Below are 17187 nucleotides of genomic sequence, written 5' to 3'. Positions count from 1 at the left end.
AATGTTCGGTGCAGTGTTTCGCGATCGCCGTACGCTGCCTCATCACGGTGGTGTTCCTGGCCGCCGTCGTCGGCAAGGTGGCCACGAGGGCCGGGTTCGCGGCCTTCGTCGAGTCGGTGCACGCCCTGCGGCTGCTGCCGTCCCCGCTGGTCCGGCCGGCAGCGCTGGGCACGATCGCCGCCGAGTTCGCGGTGCTGGTCCTGCTCTGGCTGCCGCGGTTCACCGTGGCCGGTTCGATGCTGGCCACAGCCATGTTGACAGGCCTGGCGGTGGCCATCGTGCTCGCGCTGCGCCGCGGCGTGCGTGCCCCGTGCCGCTGCTTCGGCGCGTCGGTCATCCCGCTCGGCCCCCGGCACGTGGTGCGCAACACCGTCCTCGCCGGCCTGGCGCTCTCCGGCGTAGTGGCCGGCCCGCCGGCCAGCACCACGATGCGCCCGGAGTGGGTGGTGCTCGGTGCGGCGGCCGGAGCCTTGGCCGGCGGTCTCATCGCCGCGCTCGACGGGATCCTCGCGCTGTTCCAACCGCTTGACACCGGCTTCGCGCGGGGGCCGAGCGGCCCCCGGTCAGCAGGCGTGTCGAGCCAGAAGCCGAACCAGAAGGAGCTTTCGGATGTCGTTCGTGATCGTGGCCGTGATGGTGGTGGGCGCGCTGTGCGCGCTGGATCTGGTGCTGACCCTCGGCGTCGTCAAACGGCTGCGCGAACATACTGAACTGCTGGCCGCGGGAGGCCCGGTCGGCCCGTCGACGCTGGGGGTCGGTGCGGAGGTCGGCGCATTCTCCGCCCGCACGGTGGATGGTCAACCGTTGAGCCCGCAGCGGTTGTCCGGCGAGACCCTCGTGGCGTTCTTCTCCCCCACGTGCGAGCCGTGCAAGGCGAAAATGCCGACGTTCGTGGCGTACGCGCGGACCGAACCCGGCGGTCGCGAGCAGGTGCTGGCAGTCGTGGTGGGTGAAGCCGCGACCGCGGACGCGTTCGTCACTGAACTCAGCCCCGTGGCCCGGGTCGTAGTCGAGCCGCCGGGTGGAGCGCTGGCGAGCGCGTTCCAGGCGCAGGCGTTCCCCACGATCCTGCGGATCGCGCGGAACAACGACGAGCGGCTGGTGGTGTCCGACAACCAGGTCCGGCTCGATGCACCGGCCACCGTCGCGGCATGAACACGCCGCGCCGGTCGCTGGTACGCCGGCTCGGGGCGGCCGGCCGGCTCGGCGTCACCGCCGCGCCGGGTGCGCTGGCGGCGTTCGCCACGCTCACGATGCTGGCCGGGCTCCTGCCTGTAGCCGCGGCCTGGCTGATGAAGATGCTGCTGGACTCACTGGTCGGTGGGACCGGGACCCTGGCCGGACCGGGCGCCGGTCTGGTCCTGGCGGGCGTGCTGGGCGCCGCGTTGCCGCACCTGACCCGGTACCTGCAGGCCCATCTCGAACGCGAGGTCGGGCTGTTGGCCCAGGATCGCCTGTTCGCGGCGGTGGAGCGTTTCCTCGGACTGGCGAGGTTCGAGAATCCGCGCTTCCTGGACCGGCTGCGCCTGGCCGAGCAGGCGGGCCGCACGACGGTCGGCCGGGTCCTCGAGGGCGCACTCACCACGGCGCAGGCCGCGATCACCATCACCGGCTACCTCGGCGCATTGCTGCTGATCAGCCCGGCGCTTGCCACACTGGTGCTGGGAGCCGGGGTGCCGACGATGGCCGCCGAACTGGCCTTGTCCCGCCGGCGGGCCCGGATGTTCTGGCGGATCGCGCCGGTGGAGCGCCGGGAGATCTTCTACAGCGACCTACTCACCAGCGTCGAGGCCGCCACCGAGGTACGGCTGTTCGGCATCGGCGGTTTTCTGCGGGCCCGGATGCTGTCCGAGCGACGCACCGCCAACGCCGCGAAACGGGCCGTGGACGGTCGGGAAGCGATGGTCCAGACCGGCCTGGGCCTGCTGGCTGCGCTGGTGGCGGGCGCCGGCCTGCTCTGGGCGGTGACGGGGGCGGGAAGCAATGCCTTGTCGATCGGCGACGTGACGATGTTCATCGCCGCGATCGCCGGCGTCCAGGGCGGGGTGTCGGCCCTGACCGGATCGTTGGCCGGCGTGCATCAGGCGCTGCTTCTTTTCGACCACTACATCGACGTGACCACGGCCGGTTCCGATCTGCGGGTTCCGGCGCGCCCACGTCCGCTGGCCCCGTTGCGCGCGGCCATCGAACTGCGCGACGTGTGGTTCCGGTACTCGGACGAGCATCCGTGGGTGCTGCGCGGAGTCGACCTGCGCATCCCGCACGGCCAGTCGGTTGCGCTGGTCGGGCTCAACGGCGCGGGCAAATCGACGCTGGTGAAGCTGCTGTGCCGGTTCTACGATCCGACCCGCGGCTCCATCACGTGGGACGGGGCAGACCTGCGGGAGGTGGACGTGGCCGAACTGCGCGGGCGCATCGGCGCGGTGTTCCAGGACTACATGCACTACGACCTGACCGCGGCGGAGAACATCGCCCTGGGCGACCTGGACGCGCTGGACGACCGCAGGCGCATCGAGGCAGCCGCGGAACGGGCCGGTGTGCACCCCATGCTGTCGGCCCTTCCGTACGGCTACGACACGCTGCTGTCACGGATGTTCCTCATGGAGTCCGAGAAGGACGACCCGGTGACGGGAGTGATGCTGTCCGGCGGGCAGTGGCAGCGCCTGGCGCTGGCCCGTGCGCTGCTGCGCGAGCGCCGCGACCTGATGATTCTCGACGAGCCGTCCGCCGGCCTGGACGCCGAGGCGGAGAGCGAGATACACGCCTCGCTGAAACGGCACCGCCACGGCGAGACGAGCCTGCTGATCTCGCATCGCCTCGGCGCCGTACGCGACGCCGACCTCATCGTGGTGCTGCGCGACGGCCGGATCGCCGAGCAGGGCGATCACCGTGCGTTGCTGGCCGCCGGCGGCGAATACGCCCGGCTGTTCGCGTTGCAGGCGGCTGGCTACCACGGCGAGCGGGCCGCGACGTTGCCCTGCCCGCAACCGGCGGCGACGCCATGACCGACCGTACGGCGGCGCGCTCGTCCCCGGGCGGCGTCCGGTTGCCGGGACCGTCCGATGCCGACCTCGGTGCGCTGCGGCCTCGCCGGGCGGTTCGGCGGGTGGTGGCGCCGCTCGGCGCGGCCCTGCTGTGGATCGCCGCGGCGGTGTCCTGGGCCTCCGGCGCGCCCCGGCCGGCGGTCGCATGCGGCGTCCCGGCTGTGCTGGTGAGCCTCGCCGCGCTGATGTCCGCGCTGCTGTCCCGGAGGCTGGTGATGGTAACGGTACGCGGCCACAGCATGGAGCCGATGTTCCAGGAAGGCGACCGGGTGCTGGTGCGGCGCCACCAGACCCCGGTACGCGGGCAGGTGGTGGTGATCGAGCAGCCGCGGCACGGACGGCCCGCGGAGCCGCCCGGCCCCACCGTCGGGGCGGCCGAGATATCCGCACGGTGGTGGCTCATCAAACGCGTGGCCGCGGCGCCCGGTGATCCGGTACCACGGGACCGATTCCCCGCGCTGACAGACATTCCTGGAGACCGGGTCCCACCCGGCAAGGTGATCCTGCTCGGCGACAATCCTCAGGCGAGCGTCGACTCCAGGCAGACCGGATACTTCCCGGTCGAGCGGGTCCTGGGTGTCCTCGTCGGCCCCGCGTCCCGAGTGCCGGTGCCTCCGCACATCGTTCGCGGGGAGGGATTCGTCCGCGCGGCGGGATCGGACTGACGCCGGTCCGGATTGTCGTTTGCCGTGGGTGATGGCACTTGATCGGTCGCGGTTCCACGCTGGCCGCCGTCGCGCCCCGCCGAATACGTCGCGCGGGCCTCATTCATTGTGGGGTGGGCGCGGTGGCGTGCAGTTCCGAAGGACGTATTGGCGGCCCGGCGCACCGTGGCTCGCCGGCTCCCCCGGGCGCAGCGGGGCGATCTCCACCCGGACGAGCTCGCCGGTGATCTCGACCGTCAGGCCGGCCAACGTGCCCCAACCGGCTCGGCTCTCGATGTACACCGGCGTGCTTTCGTCGACCACCAACACCGCGCCCAAGGCCGCATCGCCCGCAGTGCCGCGCAACGTCACGCGCTGGCCCACGAGATGGTCGATGGTCACGGGTGAACTCGCGCGAACGTCACCGTGAACACCTGGCGGTCGAAATCCAGCAACGGGCGGGAGTAGTGCCGCAGAGTGCTCTGGTACACCTTCATCCCCGGTTCTGCGTGGTTTGCGTGCCACCAGTTTCCGCTGCCTTCATCCAGCCAACCGTAGTCGAAGTTGACGTATCCCGGCTTCGCCCGGTAGCGGTACTCGGTCATGTCGACCTGATCGGTTGCCGGGTCTGGGCGGAACGCCCGTTCGGCCTGCTCATCCGTCCACGACGGGTCCTGCTTGGAGTAGAAGCGCTTCGAGAAGACGACCGCGGTCCACTGGGAGGTCGGCCCGCCGGGCAGCGAGGCAGTCACGTTGTCGATCTGCCTCAGCAGCGGGTGTTGTGCCACGGCCGCGACGAACTGAGAGCGGGTCGGGTTGGTCGCCAGGATGTCGTTGATGGCGTTCTGGACGTTCCGGGAGGTCTCGAACGTGCCGAAGGACATGTCGAGCGGCGGGTTGATGTTCCCGCGTTCCAGGTTGACCGTGGTGACACCGATGCAGCCCCGCGCCAGGGCGGTCCGTTCCTCCGCGGTCATCGGCCGGCCATATTTCCGCTCGAAGAGTTCGATGAACTGTTCTATCGACCACGTCTTCGTGCTGACTCCGGGAGGCAGCGCCGGAGCCAGCGGCGCCAATTCTGTGGCGGTGGCCGCGTTGGCGTTGGCCAGGGATCTTTCGGCGGGTTGCACCTCGGCGACCGGCGGTTGAGTGGCGGTCAGCGCCGGCGTCGGCGACCGTGGGTCGGATTCAGTGGCCAGTGCAGGAGTCGCTGTCACCGCAGAAAGACTCAGTCCAGTTACAACAATGACAAATGAGCGGAGAAGCCACTTTGGCATCGATACCTCCCTATGCGGACAGAAGGAACCTACACCGTATGTCCAGCCCGTGCGAGGCAGGCCGATCCACCTGGTACTGGAGGTCGCGGAATGGGTAGCCGTGGCGTTGTAATGGCTGCGGCGGGCTTGGCGCCGGGGTGACCGCCAGCAGACGTGTTTGCACTGGAGGCGGCAGACGAGCAGTGCGGCGATGAGGCGCCGGAGCTCGTGCGGTGCATCCGATCATCACCTGGCGCAGGAGCCGGAAATTCGCGTCGCCTGGAGTAGCGGGCCAAGTTTGACGACTACTGTGACTCGAACTTCGACCTGAGCGAGTGGCTAGGGGATCTGGTCGAACTCGGCCGGGTCGATGAAGCGGACGTCGGTCGACTCGTCGCTGATGGTGAGACCTCCGCCGAGGACCTGGCCGTAGCATGTGATGTTGAATTCTCGGCGGACCACTCTATTCGAGACTGTAGTCGCTGAGGCTGGGCTCTACCCAAGCGGCATACCCCAGGATCGGTCGCTGACTAAGTTCTCCCGCCGAGTCATCGATCAGGTCTCGGCGCACCCGCGGCCCATAATGGACGACATATTTGATTCCTTCAATCAAAACCGACCCACACTCAGTGGAATCAGGATTGTCGCGGTAGCTCGATTCCGCCGTCTCCCAACCCGCCTTGCGGATCTTATCTAAAAGAACCTGAAACGCTCTTTCGCTACCGCCGATACCCGGCAGAGTTCCACCAACACGGGCCAGGATCTCGACCGGATCTAGCCGATTCTCGTTTGCCATCTCTGCCTCCGAATACATGCACCCTAGCGCGGCTCATCTCGTACTCTGCCAGACTCGCACCCCAAACTCATGCTCCCAGAAGTAGGTAAAGGTTGAACCGGTGTCCTCCGCCGCGCGATTCATCGCACCTTGACAACTCGAACACGGAGGCCTAGATCCCTGGATCACGACATGCCCACCTTCCGGAACCGGCTTCTCCATAAAGAACTCATCGTCACCAACGATCCGACTTCCGTAACTCGGAACACCACCAGACATTCTCGCCACTCGATTTTCTGTATGACTCAGAGTTTCCCCACCTCGACCAACCGCAGCTTCCGAGGGCCGTTGCGCGCCACTCCGAACGGAGTAATCGTAAATAATGTTCCCCTCAGAATCATGTACCGATACGTCCGCCCAATGGGTTGTGGGAGAAACGGGACACGAATTTAGCGCACCTAGATCAACGTTATGTACCAGCACCGGCGTGGTGCCGGCGAGCACATAGTACGTGTGGAGGTCGTCGACGGTGAGGTTGTAGACCGTGGCGTGCTGACTGTGGGCGTGCGTGCCTGCCACTCGGACAAGGTGGCCGTCTGCCGTCCTCAGCCATTGGCCGCGGCGCAGCTCGCCAGCGTGGACCCATTCGCCCCCCGGGGTGTTCGGATTGCCGTCGCTGTCGACCCAGAACACGTGTCCCGCCGTGGCGGTCAACGCCTTGGACGGTTGAAGCCCGTCCAAGGTGACGTCGATCAGTCGCTTCTCGCCGTCGCCACGGATCAGAGCGGTCACGGGGTGCGCCCCGGACTCGCCTACGTGTGGATCGTTCGACTGGACGCGTTCGCCCAGTTTGATCCGGCTGATCGGCTTGGTGGTGCCGTCGGCCATGAGTACGGGCGTGTCCCCGGTGAAGCTGTTCGGAGACGGGCAAGACTCCGGATCGCCCTGGTTCTCCTCGCCCTCGGGCTTGAGTCCGAACGGGTCGGTCAGGTCGGTCGGTTGGTCGTTCACATACGCGTACGGGTTGGTTCCAGTGAGCTGGCCGAGCGGGTCGGGCGAGAGGAACCGGCCGCTGGACGGGTCGTAGTAGCGGTTGCGGTAGTAGTACAGCCCGGTGCCGTCGTCGGTGCGGCCGGTGAAGCGAGCCGTGTTGCCAGCATCGTTTCCGGTGGCGGTGGTCGCACCGTACGGCTGGTAGGTGTACTCCCCCGCGATCGTCCCGCTGCCCGTGGCCGTGGCCAGCGTGGAGCCGAGACCGTCGGTGAGCAGGGACTGGGAGCTTCCGCTCACCGGGGTGCGCACGAACGTGTCATCCAGGGAACCGGTCAGGAGGTTGGCGCTCGGCGTGGTTCCGGACAGCTCCTGCACCAGGTTGTAGCCGTCCGACAGGTAGCCGGTCGTGGCGCCTCCGGCGGTCCTGCTGGTGCGGGTGCCCACGCCGTCGTAGCCGAAGGTGACGGACAGGCCGGTGCGGTTCAGGGAAGTCAGCTGACCCCGGGCGTTCCAGCCGTAACTGGTGGTGCCGTCCGAGGTCAGATCGCCCGCGTTGTCGTACGTGTAGGTGGCCGAGCCCAGCGTGGCGAGCTGGTTGGCCGCGTCGTAGGTGGCCGGGCCGAAGGCCGCCGGAATGTCGGTGCGGGCGTAGCTGCCGCCCAGCGACACCGGGCGCCCGTCGGCGTCGTACGTGTAGGTCAGGTTTCCGAGAGTGGCCGACCCGTTGGCGTAGGTGATGCTGCTCAGCTGGCCCGCCGCGTCGTACGCGTAGGTCTGGGTGGCGGACGGCAGACCGCGGGTGATGCGCCGCCCGTCGGCGTCGTAACCCAGGGTGACCGCCGTGCTGCCCTGGTTCTCCGAGGTCAGCTCGTCGGCGTTGTCGTAGCCGTAGGTGACCCGGGGCTGCCCGGCGACGGTCATGCTGGTGCGTCGGCCGCCGCTGTCGTACTCGTAGTCGATCTGGCCCTGGGGTGAGACGACGCGGGTGGGGCGGTCGAGGTCGTCCGGGGTGACCGTGGTGGTGCCGCCGGCGCTGTCGACGACCGTGCGGACCCGGTTCCCGGCGTCATACGTGTACGCCGTCTGCGACTCGGCCGCGCCGCCGGTCGTGGCGCCGAACTGGACGAGTGTGAGCCGGTCCAGGTTGTCGTAGGTGTACCGGGTCAGCTTGCCGCGGGCATCGGTGACCGTGGCGGGGTTGCCGTTCGCGTCGTAGGTGTAGCTGGTGGCCCGGCCGAGCGGGTCGGTCACCTTCGTGACCCGGTCCATCGCGTCGTAGGTGTACGCGGTGGCGTTGCCGCGCGGGTCGGTGACCTTGGTCAGGTTGCCGTTGGGGTCGTACGTGTGGCTGGCGACCTGGTCGAGCGGGTCGGTGACGGTCAGGGCGTGCCCCATCGCGTCGTAGGTGGCGCGGGTGGTGCTGCCGGTCGGGTCGGTCGCCGTGATCACCCGTCCGGCCCCGTCAAGTACGCCGGTGGCGACGCGGCCCAGCGAATCGGTCGACCGGACCGGGTCGCCGAGCAGGTACTCGTAGCCGGTTGCCTTGCCGAGCGCGTCCGTGACCTTGGTGACCTGTCCGTCTTCCGCGGCGTCCACTGTGGTCACGTGATCGAGCGGGTCGGTGATGGTCTGAAGGGCGCCGTCGGCCGTGTAGGCGTAGGTGGTGCTGTGTCCCAGCCAGTCGGTCTGCTTGGTGAGCCGGTCGAAGGCGCCGTACGTGAAGGCGGCCGTGCGAGCGCCGGACGTGCCGGCGAGCTGGGTGACGCCGGTCAGGTTGCCGTAGGGGTCGTAGCGGAATTCGGTGCGGCGGTTCAGCGCGTCGGTCACCGCGGTGACCAGGTTGCTGCCGCTGTCCCGGGCCACCGTGGTGGTCTGGGCGCCGGGGGTGCCGTCGGCGGCCGTGTCGGTGACCGGGTAGCCGTCGGCGTTGAAGCTCACCCGGCGGACCTGGCCGCGGCCGTCGGCCAGCCGGGTTTCGGTGATCTTGCCGTCGGCTCCGGTCGTGTACGCCAGCTGGTACGTGCTGCCATCGGCCAGGGTCTGCTTGGCCACCCGGCCGGCCGCGTCGTACGTGTTGGTCAGATAGGCCGTGCCACGCGGGTCCCGGATGCTCGCGATGCGGCCGGAGCCGTCGTAGGCGTACGCGGTGGTTCCGCCGTTGACGTCCGTGACGGTGGTCAGGTGGCCGTTGGCGTCGTACGCGTAGGACACGCTGCGGCCGGTGTTGTCCGTGGCCCTGGTGATCCGGCCTGCCGCGTCGTTGCTGAACGCCACCCAGCGCCCGTTGGGTGAGGTGATCTGCGTGATCGGGCCTTTGGCGCGCACGACGCCGTCGGGGTCGGCAGCCGCCGGTGCGCGGGTGATCGTCGTGGTGTTGCCGAAGCGGTCCCGGATCGCCTGCAGCGGCGCCTCCTCACCGAAGAGGTAGGTGGTGCCGTCGCGCAGGCGGACCTCGAAACCGTTACCGTTGTACGCCATGACGGAACCGTTGAACGCGGTCGGCGTCGGGTCGGCGGCGAAGACCGCATCCAGGTAGTCGTATCCACCCAGGCCGCCGGGGGTGATCCGGTGGTAGTGGACACGGGCGGCGTTCGGCATGATCACGTAGCCGTCCAGCCATTCCCGGTCGGCGTAGAGGTACATGTTGTAGGCGAAGTTCACGCCGACGCCGAAGGCCCGTCGGCCGGTGTCGCTTTGGTCGTACGTGCGGGTCACCGAGATCGGCATGGTGTCCGGCACGGTCAGGTCGGTGTGGGCGTCGAGCAACTGGCCGGTGCCCAGGTCGACCGGGTCGGCGCCGGGCGTGCCGCCGTCGGGGGTGGGCGCGATGTCCGGCGGCGGATCCACCCCGGGCTCGACCAGCATGGCGCCGGTGAACTGGTAGACCACCGTCTTGGCGTCCGGCTGGACCTGCTTGCCGTCCGGGGTTACCTTGCCGTGGCCGTAGACGAACCAGCCGCGCCCGGCCGGGTCGTAGTGCCAGAAGTCGAACGAGGCGCCCGGCTTCGCGTGGGTGTAGTTCGGGTAGACCACGCGCGCGCCGGTCGGGAAGACGTACGAGCTGCCGGGCTGGACCGTGAAGTAGACCGGCACGTGCGAGCTGGGCAACGGGAACGGCGGCCGGTCGATCGGGATCGCGGTGATGCCGAGCTTGGTGACCACGGCGCCGTTGACATCACGTACGGTCGTGCCGGCCGGCAGGTGCACCTCCAGGCCCGGGATCGCCGGGGTGGTGATCACCGTGTCCTTTGAAGTCGGCGATGGGAACGTCACCTCGTGCGCGGTGTCCAGCCGGGTCATCCAGATCGGGTACGGCAACACCGCGGTCGTGCTCGCGGTCACGTCCACGCCGATGTCGTACAGGCCGTACTTGCCGGCGGTGGAGCCGTCGGCGCGCAGCACCCGGTGACCGGCGTGGAGCCCGGAGAGCAAGAACCGGCCGGCCACGTCGGTGGTGGTATGGGTGCTGTCGATACTGACGGCGGCGCCCTTGAGCGGCCGGCCGTCCAGGGTGAGCAGCCGGCCGGCCAGCGCGGTCGCGCCGTGGGCTGCGCGCAGCGGCGGCGGCGTCACGTCGTGCCTGGTCGGGTCGCTGCGGTGGGTCGTCCAGTCCTGACCGGAAAGGTTGCGCGGGTCCGGCGTCCAGGTGTCGGTGGTGGCGGGCTTGGGTGGCGCGGCCGTGCCGCCCAGTTGCGGCGGCTGCTTCAGCGGGCGCAGCGCCTTGGCCGTGGCACTGGCGGCCGGTGTGGGCAACGGCGCGATCGGCTGCGCCTGCGTGGCCGACCGCTTGCCGCCCGTAACCTGTGGCGCGGCCGTAGCCGAGCGGGTGGCCAGCGTGACGGTGACGGCACCGGTCGCCGAGTACGGGCTCAGCGTGACCTCGTACGTCCCGGAGCTGGGCAGCGTGGCCACGTTCACGGTCCCGGCGCCGCCCGAGCTGGTCAGGGTGCTGCCATCCGGCTTCTTGACCAGCACCGACGGGTAGTACGGCGTGGTCACGTTGGTGAAGCCGAGCGCCAGGTTCTGTCCTGCAGTGCCGGCGAACGTCAGGTACTGGCTCTGGCCGGCTCGGGCGAACGTCAGGTTCTTGCTTCCGCCGACCGTGATGGTGCCCGCGTTGACCTGTGCGGACAGCGTGAACGTCTCGGAGCCGGTGCCGAAGCCGTCCGGGGCCACGAGCAGCCGGTAGGTGCCGGCGGCCGGCATGGTCAGGTCGAGCGAGTTGTCGGGGAGCAGGTTGTAGTCGATCAGCACGGTGCCGGCGGCGTCCAGCACCCGTGTCCGCAGCTTGGTGGCGGCCGGGAACGTACGTCCGGTGAATCCGAAGCTGAGGCGCTGCCCCGCGGTCGCGGTGAAGCTGGTCTCGGCGATGCTGCCGGCCGAGCTCATGCTCAGCGTCTTCGCCGCGCCGCCCACCGTGGTGGCGCCCGCGTCGATCCGCTGTTCCAGGGTGAGCTGGGTGGATCCGGTCTGCGCGAGCGGCCCGATGATCACGGTGTAGGTGCCGGCCGTCGGGAGCGCGTCGAGGTCGAGCTGGGTGGTGCTGATGAACGTGTTCGCGAAGACGGTGCCGTCGGGCTTGATCACCAGGACGTCGACCACGCTGGCGTAGGCGTACGCGGTGAAGGTGAGGCTGAGGTGCTGCCCGGCGGTGCCGTTGACGGTGAACCTGGTGCTCTGCCCCGCGCGGGTCGAGGTGACCGTCTTGGTGGCGGCCACGGTGAGCGCGCCGCCGTCGGTCTCGACCGAGGCGGTGAGCGAGACCGCGCCGGTGCTGTGCCCGTCGGTGACCGACATCAGCAGCCGGTAGGTGCCCGTGGCGGTGGGCCGGACCCAGAGCACCCCGTTGGCGCCGATCTGGTTCTGCAGCACGACATTGCCGCTGGGGTCGGAGACGGTCGCGGTCACCGTGGCCGTGCCGGGCAGTGACCAGCCGCCGAGCGCGAAGTCCAGGGTCTGCCCGGCGGTGGCCGCGAACGTGACCGCCTCGGCAGCCCCGGCCTGCGAGAACGGCACGTTAACGGCGGCACCGGTCGGGCTGATGGCGCCCGCGTCGCCGGCGACGGACAGCCGTACCGTGAACGTGCCGGTCTGCGCCTCGGGGCTGACCCGCAGCAGGTAGGTTCCGGTGGCCGGCAGCGCCGGGAAATCCTTGTGCAGCGAGGACATGAAGCCGTGCCAGACCGTGGACCCGTCCGGTGCGGTCAGGGTCACCATCGGGGCGTACGCGAACGTGTAGTTGCCCAGGTCGAGGCCGAGCTGCTGGCCGGCCGTGCCGGTGAAGGTCAGCTGGGCGTCCTGTCCGGGCCGGTTGATCGTGATCGTGCTGGTGGCGCCGATGCTGGTCGCGACCGGGGCCAGCGGATGCGACTCGGTGACCGTGACCGTCCCGGTGTTGGTGCCCTCGACCCCGAAGATCACCGTGTAGGTGCCGGTCTCGGCCGGGGTGAAGTCGAAGTCGCCGCCGCCGTCGGTGGCGAACTCCTGGTACGTGATGCCGTCCTGGCCCCAGAAGACGGTGGTGCCGTGGGGGTCGCGCAGCGCGGCCATCAGCTTGGTGCCGGCCGGCAGGGTGCCGACGGTGAAGCCCAGGTCGACCGCTTGGCCGGCGGTGGCCGGGAACGATGCCTCGGCGAGCTGGCCGAGGCGGCCCAGGGTGAGCGTGGTGCCGGGGCCGGACGGGTCCAGGGTGCCGGTGGGCCGGGTGGACAGCGTGGCCACGACGGAGCCGGTCGCGCCGAGCGGGTCGATCACCACCTGGTAGACGCCGGTGCTGGGCAGCGGCGGCAGTTCCAGCCCGGCGCCGTACAGGTGCTGGTAGTCGATCGGCTTGTCGTAGCCGTAGTAGCCACGGGCGTACGGGGCCCCGTACGGGGAGAACGCGCCCACCGTGAAGTTGGTGGAGATCGTCGAACCGGTCAGGCCCAGGCTCAGCCGCTGGCCTTTGGTGCCGGCGAAGCGCAGCAGCGCGACCGTCCCGGCGCTGCTGATGTTCACCGTGGAGGAGGCGCCGTCGGCGGTCAGCACCGGGGTCGGGCCGATCTTGTCGGCGGTGTAGCCGCGCGGCACCACGATGAAGTCGCCGGCGCTCTGCGCGGAAACGCCGCCCGTGGCCACGGTCACTGCGCCCGAGGAGGCCGCGTCGGGCACGGTGACGGTCAGCCTGGTCGCGGTGGCCGCGGTGATCACGGCCCGGGTCAGCCCGAACGTGACCGTGTTGGCGGCCGGGGTGGTGGCGAAGCCGGTGCCGAAGATGCTGACCGAGGCGCCGGCCGCGCCGATGGCCGGAGTGAGCGCGCCGACCGTCACCGCGGCCGGGGCGGCATCCACGGTGAACGCGTCGTCGCTGGTGGCGGTGCCCGCCGAGGTGGTGACCTTGACCGTGCCGGTGGCGGCGCCACTGGGCACGGTGACGGTGAGCGCGGTCGCCGAGGCGGTCTTGACCGTGGCCGTCGTGCCGTTGAACGCGACGGTGTTGCCGGCGGTTGTGGTGGCGAAGCCGGTGCCGGAGATGGTCACCGTGGCGCCGGGCGCGGCGCGGGCCGGGACCAGGCTGGATATGGCGAGTGTGGACGCCGCGTACCGGTCGATCGAGGTGATGTTGCCGTTGGCGTCGTAGTGGTACCTGGCGGCCGAGGAGCCGCTGTTGTCCTGCGAGGCTCCCGTGAGCCGCCCGGCGGCGTCGTAGGAGTAGTGCGCTGGGTTCGACGGCAGGGCCGCGGACGCCTTGGGGGCGGCCAGCGCCGCCTTGTGACCGGAGACGGGCAGCAGGGCGGCCAGAATCAGCAGCACGGCGGTCAGGGCGAGCGAGCGGACGGGACGGTCGACGATCCGGCAGGTCATGGCGGGCTCCCCGTGTCGGTGGCGATGGCTCAGGCGGCTCGTGCGGCGGCGATGGCTCAGGTGGTGACCAAGCCGCGTCCGAGATGATCCGCGGGATCCGCGGACACACCCGGAAGGGCGAAGAAGTAGCCGCCGCCCACCGGCAGCACGTACCGGTCGAGGGCGGCGCCGGTGAGGCGGCGCTGCACTGTGGCGAAACTGCGTTCCAGGTCCTGCTGGAAGCAGACGAAGACCAGCCCCTGGTCGGCCGGTCCGCGGTCGTAGGTGAAGCCACGGCGCAGCATGGCGCTGTCCGCGGTGTCGGCGGTGCGCGGATTGGCGCGCCGGATGTGGGCGTCCAGGGGGATCAGCCGGCCGCCCTGGTCGGTGCCGTAGTCGATCTGGTCGGTCTCGTAGCGGTGGCCCAGCGGCACGTCTCCGTCCCTGGTGCGGCCGAAGATGGCTTCCTGCCGGGCCGTCGGCTCGGCCGCCCACAGCTGGGTGGCGAACCGGATGAGGCGGATCACCTGGTACGTGCCCCCGGCGGTCCAGGCGGGTTCGTCCGGTCCAGCCCAGAGCACCCGGTCCATTTCGGCCGCATCGGTGACGTCCGGGTTGCCTGCGCCCTCGCGGAAGCCGAACAGGTTGCGTTCCGTGTGTCGGCCGGTGACCGTCTCGGCCCGGTCCCGGTGCGCGCCACTCACCTGCCAGCGCCTCCGGCCCGCCGCCGCGGTCACCCGTTCGGTGACCGCGGTGACCGAGGCCGCGTCCGGGCCCCCGGCCTGCACCAGCAGGTCGCCGTGGCAGAGTGCGGGTTCGAGCGCGTCGTTGGGGAACGACGGCATGGCGCTGAGGCGGCGTGGGCGCACCGCGGCCAGCCCGAAGCGGTGATCGAAGAGGCTGCCGCCGACGGCCACGGTCACCTCCACGTCATCAGCCGTGGCGACGATCTCGGTGATCGCGCGCAGCGCGCCGGTGAGTCCGGCTCGATCGGTGGCGCGCAATTCCACCGCGGTGACCATGGCCGCGGCCGGCGGCGGCGTGAGAATGCCGGGCTGATGCGGTCCTTGCGGCGTCGGCTCGGAGACGGTCGGGGCCACCGGCGCGGCTCGTTCCGTCCCCGCGCAGGCGGCCAGCCCGCCTGTAGTGAGCGCCACAGCACTGGCCAGCACCGTCCGGCGGCTGACCGCCGTCCGGGTGTGGCAAGCATCGATGCCCACTGATCAGCCCCCGATTGCCGGCCGCATCAACACGTCGCCGCCGAACCTACGGAGGCCGGGGGGTCTCCGCACGGATTCCAATCAGGACTGAATATCTTGACAGATACGGGACGGCCGCCGGAAAATCCCGGCCCCTGGACTCGGCTCATCACGGCGGAGTTGCATGAGCGCAGCGCTCAGGCTTCCGTTTCTGCGGTGAGGAGGTAGTCCTCGGTGTCGGAGCTCCACTCCAGCTCGACGGCTCCGCTGGTCGCCGCCGCCTTGCAGAACTGGAGGAAGCTGCGGTAGCCGAGTTTCTTCTCGCTGAAGTCGGGCCGTACCTTGCGCAGCTGATTCTTGAGACCCGACAGCGCCACCGGGCTGCCACCGCAGGCCAGGTCGAGGACCACCGAACGCAGCAGGCCGAACGCTGCTTCCCGGTCGCCGTGCTCGGGCAGTGTCGCGTCCGGGTCGCCCTTGGCCCGTCCCTCGCTCAGCTCGACCACGTTCTTGTCGGCGAGATGGCGCAGGAGTTCACCGAAGGCACGAAATCCGTAATCGGCTTCATTGAAGGTCGGGTCCTTCCGGAGCAGGGTGCGCTTGATCGTCGAGGACGAAACCGCGCCGCTCGCGCCGCGCTGCAGACCGGCCACCGTTTGCGCCACGAGGACCGCGAGCGCGTCCACATCGCGGGCAGACACGTCCGCGGCCGGCTGCGGCTCGGATTCCCACTCGCGCGGCCATGCGCTGCGGGATGTCGATGAGCTCGACATGCGAGCGGGTGAGCATCCGCCGGTCCTCGTCGAAGTACGACCAGTCGGCGTATGCCCGGCGTACGACCACCCGCCCGCGTTCGGCGATCGCATCGGCGATGGGCCGCAGCTCGAACGTCATGCCGCCGAGGTGGTCACGAACACCCAGCGCCAGATTCTCGTAGTCGAGGAACAGGCAATGCGCTCTTCTTGATCCACGCCGTCGAGCGTACGCCTGGCCCTGCCACCGTGGGTCCTTGCTGCCGGACCGGGAACAGCTGATTCACCCAGGGTTGCCGTGCGGGAACAGTTGAGTCGCCGCCGATTGAACTGACGCAGCCCCGGGCAGTTGCCCTCCGCGCGCACCGATAGGCACCCGACGGAACCCGCCGCGCCCGGTTGGCCGGTGATCAATCGAACCTTGATGGGCCAGCAGGCGCGGGTGTGTCTTGGATCACCTACGCCCTCGCATTGATAGCTGTAAATATAGTTCGTAGAGTCGGCTCGCGATCATTTGTCCACAGGGTCCACATCGCGCTCTTCTCCCACACTCCACTCTGCGTCGCGTCAGTGACATCGAATGAGGGAACGTGAGATGACACCACACCATCGTCGCGGTCAACGTTGCCGCCCGCTCGCCGCGCTGGTCGCGGGAGCTTTTGCCATCACCGCGACGGCCGTCTCCCCGACCGCAGCGCATGCCGGGCCGGCACGCCCGACCGCCATCGTCGCGATGGGCGACAGCTTGTCGGCCGGCGAGGGCGGCGGCGACTACGAGCCGGGAAGCAACGACTTCGGCCATTGGTGCCACCGGTCGCCGGCCGCCGAGATCAACCAAGCCGAACCGGCCGGGGTCACCACTGCGGTCAATCTGGCCTGCTCTGCCGCCACCACCGATGACGTACGCCTCGGCGGCACCAGCCGGTACGGTGAACCGCCGCAGGCCGAGCAGCTCAAGACCACCGCCCGCCGATACGACGTCCGCAGCATCCTGCTGACCGTCGGCGCCAACGACATTCCCACGGCGGGGCTGACCATCCAGTGCATCGTGGCCTACCTGAGCCATCAGCGATGCGCGCGATGGTGGGACAAGAGGCTGCCGCAACGGCTCGCGACCATCGAGCAACGCATCATCGATGATCTGTGGGACATCCGCACGGTCATGCGTCAGGCAGGATATCGGGACGACTCCTACCAGTTGATTTTGCAGTCCTATCCGTCGCCGGCGAGCACAACGACGCGCTACCCCGGCGCAGCGCGCGCCCTGAACGGCTGCCCATTCCAGGACTCTGACATCGCGTGGGTGCACGACACCGTATTTCCCATGATTGCCGAGAATCTACGCTCGGCAGCCGTATCCGTGCCAGGGGTGCGGTTCCTCGATCTCACAGCCGCACTGGACGGCCGACAGGTGTGTGCACCGGGAATCGATCACGATCAGGAATGGATGTGGGGAGTCTTCGTGGACCTGTCGGGCCTGAGGGCAGGCGTGGGACCGCAGCTGGTCTCCCAATCCCTGCACCCCAAGGCCGTCGGCTACGGCTATCTCGCGGGATGTCTGCGGGACTTCCAGGCCCTACCCGCGCCCAGCGCCCGCTGCGTACGCGGAACCGACGGACAGGTACGCCTCATCACCGACGACGCCCACGCCCACGCCATCGACGCTCCACGGGTTGACCCGTCGTAACGGCCGCCGGCGAAG

Annotated in this window: 13 protein-coding genes; 6 read left to right on the top strand and 7 right to left on the bottom strand. The window is 69.5% G+C overall.

Annotated features, from left to right (window positions below; all coding sequences use genetic code 11):
• The first annotated feature begins 8 nt into the window (after positions 1–8).
• From ACMCNK_RS34880 to ACMCNK_RS34865, 4 genes are read left to right on the top strand one after another with little or no spacing between them, the layout of a single operon-like run.
• Positions 9–710: a MauE/DoxX family redox-associated membrane protein gene (locus ACMCNK_RS34880; protein WP_412740591.1), complete on the top strand. Its 702-nt coding sequence runs from the start codon at positions 9–11 to the stop codon at positions 708–710.
• Positions 610–1155, top strand: coding sequence for a TlpA disulfide reductase family protein (locus ACMCNK_RS34875; protein WP_412740590.1), 546 nt, complete (start codon positions 610–612; stop codon positions 1153–1155). The genes ACMCNK_RS34880 and ACMCNK_RS34875 overlap by 101 nt, the downstream gene beginning before the upstream one ends.
• A complete protein-coding gene (locus ACMCNK_RS34870; RefSeq protein ID WP_412740589.1) occupies positions 1152–3005 on the top strand; it encodes an ABC transporter ATP-binding protein in 1854 nt (617 codons plus the stop codon). Before ACMCNK_RS34875 ends, ACMCNK_RS34870 begins: the two co-directional genes overlap by 4 nt.
• Entirely contained in the window at positions 3002–3709 is a 708-nt protein-coding gene (locus tag ACMCNK_RS34865) for a S26 family signal peptidase (RefSeq protein ID WP_412740588.1), read from the top strand. Before ACMCNK_RS34870 ends, ACMCNK_RS34865 begins: the two co-directional genes overlap by 4 nt.
• Before the next feature lie 99 nt (positions 3710–3808).
• On the opposite strand, the gene ACMCNK_RS34860 is transcribed toward ACMCNK_RS34865, so the two are convergent.
• The 7 genes from ACMCNK_RS34860 to ACMCNK_RS34830 all read right to left on the bottom strand — a co-directional run bounded on the left by ACMCNK_RS34860 (position 3809) and on the right by ACMCNK_RS34830 (position 15506).
• Positions 3809–4090 carry a hypothetical protein gene (locus ACMCNK_RS34860; protein WP_412740587.1) on the bottom strand — a complete coding sequence of 94 codons (282 nt, stop codon included), beginning with the start codon at positions 4088–4090 and terminating at the stop codon, positions 3809–3811.
• Positions 4087–4965 carry a hypothetical protein gene (locus ACMCNK_RS34855; RefSeq protein ID WP_412740586.1) on the bottom strand — a complete coding sequence of 293 codons (879 nt, stop codon included), beginning with the start codon at positions 4963–4965 and terminating at the stop codon, positions 4087–4089. Before ACMCNK_RS34855 ends, ACMCNK_RS34860 begins: the two co-directional genes overlap by 4 nt.
• A gap of 318 nt (positions 4966–5283) precedes the next feature.
• On the bottom strand, positions 5284–5406 hold the full coding sequence (locus ACMCNK_RS34850) for a hypothetical protein (protein ID WP_412740585.1): 123 nt from the start codon (positions 5404–5406) through the stop codon (positions 5284–5286).
• Between the two features lies 1 nt (position 5407).
• On the bottom strand, positions 5408–5740 hold the full coding sequence (locus ACMCNK_RS34845) for a hypothetical protein (protein ID WP_412740584.1): 333 nt from the start codon (positions 5738–5740) through the stop codon (positions 5408–5410).
• 33 nt (positions 5741–5773) lie between these two features.
• Entirely contained in the window at positions 5774–13555 is a 7782-nt protein-coding gene (locus ACMCNK_RS34840) for an RHS repeat-associated core domain-containing protein (protein WP_412740583.1), read from the bottom strand.
• 56 nt (positions 13556–13611) lie between these two features.
• On the bottom strand, positions 13612–14754 hold the full coding sequence (locus ACMCNK_RS34835) for a Dyp-type peroxidase (RefSeq protein WP_412740582.1): 1143 nt from the start codon (positions 14752–14754) through the stop codon (positions 13612–13614).
• A gap of 176 nt (positions 14755–14930) precedes the next feature.
• A complete protein-coding gene (locus ACMCNK_RS34830; RefSeq protein ID WP_412740581.1) occupies positions 14931–15506 on the bottom strand; it encodes an OST-HTH/LOTUS domain-containing protein in 576 nt (191 codons plus the stop codon).
• Here ACMCNK_RS34830 and ACMCNK_RS34825 point away from each other — a divergent pair.
• A complete protein-coding gene (locus tag ACMCNK_RS34825; protein ID WP_412740580.1) occupies positions 15505–15699 on the top strand; it encodes a hypothetical protein in 195 nt (64 codons plus the stop codon). The genes ACMCNK_RS34830 and ACMCNK_RS34825 overlap by 2 nt on opposite strands.
• 381 nt (positions 15700–16080) lie before the next feature.
• Complete coding sequence (locus ACMCNK_RS34820; RefSeq protein ID WP_412740579.1) at positions 16081–17172, top strand: SGNH/GDSL hydrolase family protein; 1092 nt, start codon at positions 16081–16083, stop codon at positions 17170–17172.
• The last annotated feature ends 15 nt before the right edge of the window (positions 17173–17187 follow it).

It is taken from the genome of Krasilnikovia sp. MM14-A1259 (assembly GCF_047159535.1).
In the GTDB taxonomy this organism is placed as follows: domain Bacteria; phylum Actinomycetota; class Actinomycetes; order Mycobacteriales; family Micromonosporaceae; genus Actinoplanes.
Note: the sequence above shows the minus strand (reverse complement) of the source record. Positions and strands in the feature narration are given on the sequence as shown.